This window comes from Oribacterium sp. (assembly GCF_057249185.1).
In genome coordinates this window covers 1-8,823 of sequence record NZ_DBHIGR010000090.1, presented here as the reverse complement: position 1 = coordinate 8,823, position 8,823 = coordinate 1, and the positions used below count along the sequence as shown (strand labels likewise).

Below are 8,823 nucleotides of genomic sequence, written 5' to 3'. Positions count from 1 at the left end.
ATCGCATACAAGCTTTTTGCTGTTTAAGATTATATAGGCTATTTTAGGATCTTCAATTCCGAATCCGGATTAAACATCAGTACTTCCTTCCCAGGTTCCTACCTCTCTGTGCGCGGACTTTTCATCGAACCAGTGTGTGGTTACGGTCTTTGCTCTGGTGAAGAAGCGAACGCCGTCTCTTCCAAGAACGTGAAGGTCTCCAAAGAAGGAATCCTTGTTTCCGGAGAAGGGGAAGTAAGCTGTCGGTACAGGAATTCCAACGTTGATTCCTACCATTCCTCCATCAGTCTCCATAGCGAAGCGTCTTGCATAGTATCCGCTCTGGGTGAAGATTGCAGAACCGTTAGCGAAGGGGTTTGCATTCATGATAGCGATACCCTCTTCATAGTTCTTTACTCTCTTGATACAAGTAACCGGTCCAAAGATTTCGCAGTCACCGATACTCATATCCTTAGTAACATGGTCGAAGATGGTTGGTCCAACGAAGAATCCGTTCTCTAAGCCGGGAACCTTAACGTCTCTACCGTCTAATACAAGCTCGGCACCTTCATCAATACCCTTCTGAATCCAGTTCAATACGCTTTCCTTATGCTTTGCGGAAACAACAGGTCCTAACTTGGTATCCTCATCATAAGCGGCACCGATCTTCATAGCCTGTGCCTTCTGCTTTAAGAGAGCTACAAACTTATCGGCAATGCTATCCTGAACTACAATTACAGGAAGAGCCATACAACGCATTCCCGCACATCCGTAGGTAGAGTTGACAATTGCATTGGTTGCACTCTCTAAATCAGCATCCTCTAAGAGAAGAGCATGGTTCTTTGCCTCTGTCTGAGACTGAACACGCTTTCCGTGAGCTGCAGCAACAGAATATACTTCCTTACCAACCTTGGTGGTTCCTACGAAGGTAACGGCCTTAATACGCTCATCCTTTAAAAGGATATCCGCTTCTTGTCTTCCGCAGGTTACCAGGTTTACAACACCCTTTGGGAAATGTGCTTCTTCGTAGAAAAGCTCCAACATTCTCATGGAAGTAAGGGGAGTCTGGCTGTTAGCCTTCAATACAACGGTATTTCCGGTAGCAATAGCCACAGGAACCATCCAACCCCAAGGAATCATAGCAGGGAAGTTCATGGGAACAATGCCGGCAACTACACCAAGAGGTGCTTTGTAAGTAGCGGTGTCATATCCGGTGGTTACATTCATAGAGGTTTCGCCCTGAAGAAGATCAGGAATGGCACAAGCCAGCTCTGTAGGCTCAATAGCCTTCTGTACATCTCCTCTTGCCTCACCGATGGTCTTTCCAAGCTCCTTGGCACAAAGCTGAGATAACTCCTCCTTATGCTTAATCAGAACATCTCTCCAAGTAAACATATACTGGGTTCTCTTGGAAATAGACAATGCGCTCCAAGCAGGAAAAGCTTCCTGGGCAGAGGCAATTGCAGCCAAAACCTCTTCCTTAGTACAGCTTGGTACCTCAGCAATCACTTCGCCGGTGCTGGAATCCGTAATAGGCATATATTTATCCGTCTTAGAGGGAACCCACTCACCGTTGATGCAATAGTTCATTCTTTTTACTCCCATGTTACTCCTCCTTTGTAAACATTCTTGAAAAATGGGTAAATGTTGAGTATAATGTTAGCATATCTATGGTATATGTCAAGGGGTAACTTGAAATTTACCAAAAAATGCATGAAAAAGAAGAGGGAATATGTATAATAAGGGAATGAAGGGGAGAAAGGTCGAGATGGAGGAAAAGCATGAGGGATAAACGTTTGGATGATATGGAAGAATATATTTTGTCGCAGAAGGACAGCAGCTTAGATGAACTTTGCGAAAAATACCAAATTTCCAAAAATACAGTACGAAGAGACATTGAAGAATTACTATTAAGAGGAAATATAAAAAAGGTTTATGGCGGAGTAAAAGCTAAGGAAAATGCCGGGAAACAGGTGGAGCTGTCCGCATTTTCCGAAAGAAATATAAGCCATAAGGAAGAGAAAGAAAAGATTTGTAAATTGGCCGGGGAACTGGTGAAGGAGGGAGATACCATCTTTATCGATACCGGAAGCTCCTGTGTGAATCTGGTAAAGTACATTGGTCATGTTTCCTGCATGATTATCACCAACAGCTTGAGAGTGGCTTACATGGCGAAGGATTATCCCGGGCTACAGCTCCTAATGCTGCCAGGGAGCCTTAGACGGGAAACCATGTCCTTTGTGGGCTTGGAAACGGTGGAACAGCTTCGGATTTACAATATCGATCAGGCTTTTATGGCTGCTACCGGAGTGTCTTTGCAGAAGGGTATGACAAACGCCTCCGCCTATGAATACAACATTAAAAAAGAGGTGTTGGAGCGCTCCAGAATCAAGAATCTGATGGTGGATCATTCGAAATTCGGGAAAACAGCTCTTTATACCTTTGGAGATTTTCAGGACTTTGACTGTCTGATTACAGATACCTGTCCACCGGAGGATTATGTGGAGATGCTGGGGAAAAATCATGTGAAGCTTCTTTATTAATTAGATTTTATCCAAAAGGGACTTTTCATTCTGCTTTTTACTTAAAAAAACAGGATGAGTAAGTTCCTTTTTATGTTAACTTATAAATTTTATGAAATCTCCAAAGCTTATCTGTTGAATTTTACAAAAACTTACCCATGAATAGGTAGAAATTAACCATAATTTGCAAATTGTATTGACATAAAAGCAATGAATTGATAATATTTTTCATAATTAATGAGAAAGTATTAGATAGTTAAGGGGGAAGATCAAATGCCACTGGTAAAGATGAGTAAGTTGCTGGAAAATGCAAGAAAAGAGAACAGAGCCTGTGCCTCCCTAAGTGTTTACAGTATGGAAAGTCTGATGGGAGTTATGGCCGCTGTTGAGGAACTAAAGATTCCTGTGATTTTACAGCTGGCCGAGGCAAGATTCGGAACAGCACCGCTGGAACTGATGGGACCCATGATGCTTTCAGCAGCGAAGAATTCTTCTATTGATATTGCGGTGCATTTGGATCACGGTTTGACCTTTGAAACCATTGAGAAGGCTCTTCAGATGGGATTCACTTCCGTCATGTATGACGGCTCTCTCCTTCCGATAGAGGAAAATATCGCTAATACTAAAAAAGTAATCGAAATGGCGAAAAAGTATGATGCGGATGTGGAAGCGGAACTTGGATTAGTAGGAAAGGGAGAAGGCGGAGGTGTGGATCACGGCGTGGCCTATACCAAGAAGGAAGATGCCCTTCGATTTTGTCAAGAGACCGGCGTTACAGCTTTAGCCATTGCCATTGGAAACAAGCATGGTAACTATGACGGGGAACCGAAGCTTCGATTTGATATTTTAGAAGAAATTCATCAGGCATTGCCGGAGCAATTTTTAGTACTTCATGGAGGCTCAGGGATTTCTGATGAGGACTTCCAAAGAGCCAGCCACCTGGGCATTCAGAAAATAAACATTGCAACAGCGTTGGCTGCGGCAGTGGTAAAGGCTTGTAAAGAATATTGTGAGGAGAATCCCAAGGGAGACTTCTATAAGATGAGTAAAAGAGCAGTTGAGGAAGTGGAAAAGACGGCACAACACCATATTCTGGTGTTTGCGGGAAAAAAATAGGATTTTCGGAGGAGAAAAAATGGAACTGTTTTCATTAGATCAGAGTAAGGAATTGGATATTATCTTTTTAGGAAGAGTAGCCATTGATTTTAATCCGGCATACTCCAAGGAAGTAAAAGAAGAGTTTAAGCCCTTGGAACAGGTGCATTTCTTTGAAATGTTTGTAGGAGGCAGTCCTGCAAACTCCGCTTTGGGAGTACAGAAGCATGGCTTAAAGGCAGGGTTTTTCTCCTGCGTATCTGATGACCAGTTTGGAGACTTTGTGATTAACTTCCTTTCCGAAAAGGGTGTGGATACCAGTCACATTGTTCGGGCACAGCACGGAGAGAAGCTTGGACTTACCTTTACCGAGATGCGTTCCAAGTCGGAAAGCTCCATCCTGATGTATAGAAACCAAGCGGCGGATTTATCTCTTTCCGTAGAGCATATTGATGAGGAATATATCAAGAAAGCAAAGGCAATTTTGATTTCCGGAACCGCGCTGGCGGAGAGTCCCTCCAGAGAGGCCGCCTTAAAGGCTGTGATGCTGGCAAAGAAAAACGGCGTAAAGCTCATTTTCGATATCGACTACCGTGCTTATAACTGGAAGAATCAGGATGAAATCGGCATCTATTATGCACAGGTGGCGAAGGAAGCGGACTTGATTATCGGCTCCAGAGAGGAATTTGACTTAACAGAGCAGTTCATCCAAAAGGGCATGAGTGATGAGGAAAGTGCGAAGTACTGGTTCTCTCAAAATGCCACCATTTTGGTGATTAAGCACGGTATGAAGGGCTCCACAGCCTATACCAAGGACGGAAAAGCCTACAGCATTAAGCCGTTCCCGGTAGAGGCCAGAAAGGGCTTTGGCGGCGGAGATGGCTACAATGCAGCATTTTTATCTTCTTTATTTAAGGGAGAAGAGATGATTGTTTGTTTGGAAAACGGTTCTGCAGAGGCGGCAATGATGGTTCGCTCCAACAACTGTTCTGTAGACCTTCCCACAACGGAAGAGCTTCAGGCCTTCATTAAGGAAGAAAAAGAACAGTACGGAGAGATGATTGCCAGAGTATAGGAGTGGAAAATGGAGAAGACAATTCGTTTAACGGTGGCCCAGGCCATTGTAAAGTTTTTGGATCAGCAGTATGTGTGCTTTGACGGAAAAGAGAGCAAGTTTGTAGAAGGCTTTTTCACCATCTTCGGTCACGGCATTGCCTTAGGAATCGGTCAGGCTTTAGATGAGAATCCCGGAAGTCTCCATGTAATGCAGGGAAGAAATGAGCAGGGAATGTGCCATGCGGCTATCGCCTTTGCTAAGCAGCATAATCGGAGAAAAATTATTCCCTGTACTTCTTCAGTAGGCCCCGGTTCTGCAAATATGCTGGTGGCAGCAGCTACCGCAACGGTAAACAATATTCCCTTGCTACTTTTCCCGGCGGATACCTTCGCTTCCAGACAGCCGGATCCGGTTTTACAACAGCTGGAGAACCTTAACAGTCTTGCCGTAACTACCAATGATGCTTTTAAGCCTCTTTGCAAATACTGGGACAGAATTACCAGACCGGAAATGATTATGTCCGCCCTGATTCAGGCCATGAGAGTTCTTACCGATCCTTCCGAGTGCGGAGCGGTGGCTATCGGTCTCTGCCAGGATGTGGAAGGAGAAGCATACGATTATCCGGAGTATTTCTTCCAAAAGAGAGTACACAGAATCAGCAGAGTATCTGCGGCGAAGGAAGAAGTGCAGGATTTGGCAGATGCCCTTTCTAAGAGCAAGAAACCTCTAATCGTTGTGGGTGGAGGCGTAAAATACAGTGAAGCCGGGGAGGCTGTGGAAGCCTTCTGTAAGGAATTCAATATTCCTTTTGGAGAGACACAGGCCGGAAAGAGTGCTTGTAAGTCCTCTGATGCTTATTGCTTAGGAGGAATCGGTGTTACCGGAACCTTGGCGGCAAACCGTATTGCTAAAGAAGCGGATGTTGTGCTGGCTATCGGTTCTCGCCTGTCCGACTTTACTACCGGCTCCAAGTGGCTCTTCAGAGAAGAGGGAGTGCAGATTCTTACCATTAACAACAACCGCTACCATGCCTATAAGATGGATGCCATCAAGGCGGTAGGAGATGCCAAGGCTACTTTGGAAGAGTTGGCAAAGGCATTAAGAGAAAAGAATTATCGTTCCGCTTACAAGGGAGAAATCGAAAGCTGTAAGGCGGAATGGGATAAGGAATATAATCGTTTGGCAGAATATGCCTACAAGGAAGAGGGATTCGAGCCATTGGTACCGGAAAGAGACCCAAGAACCATTCCGGAGTTTGTGGAAAAGACGAAAGGCTATCTTACCCAGACTGCAGCAATCGCCGCTCTTCGGAGAAAGATGCCTGCAGACGGTATCGTAATCACAGCAGGAGGCTCCCTTCCCAGCTGTATGCAGAGGCTTTGGACAACAGACTCCCGCTACGCTTATCATGCAGAGTACGGCTACTCCTGCATGGGCTACGAAGTAGCTGCAACCCTTGGGGTAAAGATGGCAGAGCCGGAGAAGGAAGTTTATGCAGTGGTGGGAGACGGTTCCTTCCAGATGCTTCACTCCGAGATTATGACCATCGTGCAGGAAAAGAAGAAGGTGAACATCCTTGTCTTTGACAACTGCGGCTTCGGTTGCATCAACAATCTGGAGATGACCCACGGCGTAGGCAGTATTGCCACAGAGTTCCGTTATACCACAGGACAGAAGCCTGAGGGTGAGCTGATTCTTGTGGACTATGCCAAGGTGGGAGAGGGCTACGGCTTAAAGACCTATACCTGTAAGACGGTTCAGGAATTGGAAGAGGCCTTAGAGGATGCCAAGAAGCAGGATAGAACTTGTCTCTTTGACTTAAAGGTAATTCCCAAGACCATGACCAACGGCTATGAAGCTTGGTGGGATGTGGGGATGGCCGCAGTATCTGAGAAGGCATCTGTTAAGGAAGCTTACGAAGAAGTGATCCGTCACAGAGAAGAGGCTAGAAAGTACTAGAGAAAGTCAGGAAATATGGAGAAAAAAGTATTTGGATATCCGGAGTTCAGTGTAGAGGGAGAGCAGATTCTTTGCACCTATGAAAATGAATACCGGGATATGCTGATGGACATCCGGGTATATCGGATGAAAAAGGGAGAGGAAAGACGTTTTTCCAAGGAAAAGGAAGAGTTTGCGGTATTGCTTCTCTCCGGAAAAATCAAGTTTGTCTATGAAGGAACGGAAAAAGAAGGAAGCCGTAAGGATGTCTTTACCGAAGGCCCCTATGCAGTACATCTTTCCAAGGGAAAAGAGCTTTTGATTAGGGCTCTGGAGGATAGCGAAATTCTTGTACAGTGTACGGAAAATGAAAAGGATTTTCCCACAGAGTTTTATGAGCCAAAGGATGCGCCATGGATTTACTCCGGCGCTAAGGGAAAGTTTGGAAATGTAGCCAACCGTCAGGTAAACACCATTTTTGACCACGAAATTGCTCCCCTTTCCAATATGGTATTGGGAGAGGTCTTAAATGACAGGGGAAACTGGTCCGGCTACCTTCCCCATAGACACGACCAGCCGGAGTGCTATTACTTCAAGTTTGACAGACCGGAGGGCTTTGGCGCCAGCTTCGTAGGAGACGAGGTTTTCAAATCCGTTGACGGAAGCTTTTCCGCAATCCCCGGAGGATGCTTACATCCCCAGGCAGTGGCTCCCGGATTTCAGATGTACACCTGCTGGATGATCCGGCATTTGCCGGGAAAGCCCTGGAACCAGACAGACCGTTGCGAGGATGAGCGCTACACCTGGTTACATGATGCAAAGTTTTAAGAAAGAGGAAGGAGCAAACTATGTTAAACAAGGAAAAAATTTCTCTGGGCATTGCCCCCATCGGCTGGACCAATGACGATATGCCGGATTTGGGAAAGGAAAATACCTTCCAGCAGACCGTTTCCGAAATGGCTTTGGCAGGATTTTCCGGAACAGAGGTAGGAAGTCACTATCCTACAGATCCTGTAGAGTTAAAGAAGGCTTTGGACTTAAGAGGCTTAACCATCTGTAACCGTTGGTTCTCCTCCTTCCTGATTTCCAAGCCCTACGAGGAGACAGAAGAGGCTTTCCGTAAGGAGCTGGCATTCTTAAAGGCTGTCGGTGCAAAGAGAATCGGTGTTTCCGAGCAAAGCTACAGCACCCAGGGAAAGCTGGATCAGCCTATTTTGGAAGGCAAGTATGTGATGAATGATGAGGAGTGGAAGAAGCTTACCGAGGGCTTAAACAAGCTGGGTAAGATTGCCAAGGAAGAGGGCATGATTCTTACCTTCCACCACCACATGGGAACCGTAGTACAGACCGAGGAAGAAATCGACCGCTTTATGGCGGAAGTGGATCCCGAGTATGTATTCCTGCTTTTCGACAGCGGACACTGCTCCTTTGCAGGAATTGACCCTGAGAAGGTTTTAAAGAAGTATATCTCCAGAGTTCGCCACATCCACTTAAAGGATTTAAGAAAGGCTGTGGTAGAGGAGTCCAGAAAGAATCATTGGAGCTTCTTAAAGAGCGTAAGAGAAGGATGCTTTACCGTTCCCGGTGACGGAGATGTGGACTTTGCTCCATTGTTCAAGATTATTGAAGAATCTGGCTATGAAGGTTGGGTACTGGTAGAGGCTGAGCAGGATCCTGCAAAGGCAAATCCACTGGAGTACGCTATCAAGGCCAGAAAGTACATTCATGAGAAGACCGGACTATAAGCCCGGAACAAGAAAGTTCATAACTTCATCAGAATCTTGCAGAAAAAAGCTGTAGAACATTTGGCAGAACAAGCTTGCCGAAGTAAATCTATAGAGAAAAATGCAAAGCAGCAAAACATAAGAAGTAAAAAGCTCCGAAGAAGGATAGCGGAGTAAAAATACAAAAGGAGGAATTATGGGAAAAACAGTAAAAATGGGACTTTTGGGAATGGGCAGAATCGGAAAGCTTCATGCCATGAACATCCAAAACAGTCTTCCTAACGCAGAAATCATTGTGGCGGTAGACCCCTTCTTAAATGAAGAGATGGAAGCCTGGGCTAAGGGTATTGGCATCACAAACTGTAGCAAGGATCCCAAGGATGTTTTTGAGAACAAAGAGGTAGAGGCAGTTTTGATTTGTTCTTCCACAGACACCCACGCAGATTTCATTATCCGGTCCGCAAGAGCAGGAAAGCAGATTTTCTGTGAGAAGCCAATCCACACCGAT

Annotated in this window: 8 protein-coding genes; 7 read left to right on the top strand and 1 reads right to left on the bottom strand. The window is 45.3% G+C overall.

Features of this window, described 5'->3' with window-relative positions:
• Positions 1-69 precede the first annotated feature (69 nt).
• A complete protein-coding gene (locus ACO4PX_RS06345) occupies positions 70-1,584 on the bottom strand; it encodes a CoA-acylating methylmalonate-semialdehyde dehydrogenase (protein WP_183683179.1) in 1,515 nt (504 codons plus the stop codon).
• A 176-nt stretch (positions 1,585-1,760) separates the two neighbouring features.
• On the opposite strand from ACO4PX_RS06345, the gene ACO4PX_RS06340 reads away from it, so the two are divergent.
• The 7 genes from ACO4PX_RS06340 to ACO4PX_RS06310 form a co-directional block, all read left to right on the top strand.
• On the top strand, positions 1,761-2,522 hold the full coding sequence (locus tag ACO4PX_RS06340; RefSeq protein WP_485527984.1) for a DeoR/GlpR family DNA-binding transcription regulator: 762 nt from the start codon (positions 1,761-1,763) through the stop codon (positions 2,520-2,522).
• Between the two features lie 252 nt (positions 2,523-2,774).
• A complete protein-coding gene (locus ACO4PX_RS06335; RefSeq protein ID WP_485572015.1) occupies positions 2,775-3,617 on the top strand; it encodes a ketose-bisphosphate aldolase in 843 nt (280 codons plus the stop codon).
• 19 nt (positions 3,618-3,636) lie between these two features.
• Positions 3,637-4,671: a 5-dehydro-2-deoxygluconokinase gene (gene iolC / locus ACO4PX_RS06330; RefSeq protein ID WP_314633868.1), complete on the top strand. Its 1,035-nt coding sequence runs from the start codon at positions 3,637-3,639 to the stop codon at positions 4,669-4,671.
• A gap of 9 nt (positions 4,672-4,680) precedes the next feature.
• Entirely contained in the window at positions 4,681-6,612 is a 1,932-nt protein-coding gene (gene iolD, locus ACO4PX_RS06325) for a 3D-(3,5/4)-trihydroxycyclohexane-1,2-dione acylhydrolase (decyclizing) (RefSeq protein WP_485572014.1), read from the top strand.
• 15 nt (positions 6,613-6,627) lie between these two features.
• On the top strand, positions 6,628-7,419 hold the full coding sequence (locus ACO4PX_RS06320; RefSeq protein WP_485572013.1) for a 5-deoxy-glucuronate isomerase: 792 nt from the start codon (positions 6,628-6,630) through the stop codon (positions 7,417-7,419).
• Between the two features lie 20 nt (positions 7,420-7,439).
• On the top strand, positions 7,440-8,336 hold the full coding sequence (gene iolE, locus ACO4PX_RS06315; RefSeq protein WP_007157889.1) for a myo-inosose-2 dehydratase: 897 nt from the start codon (positions 7,440-7,442) through the stop codon (positions 8,334-8,336).
• 175 nt (positions 8,337-8,511) lie between these two features.
• Positions 8,512-8,823 (top strand): Gfo/Idh/MocA family oxidoreductase (locus tag ACO4PX_RS06310; protein WP_485572012.1); only part of this gene is annotated, 312 nt, incomplete at its 3' end.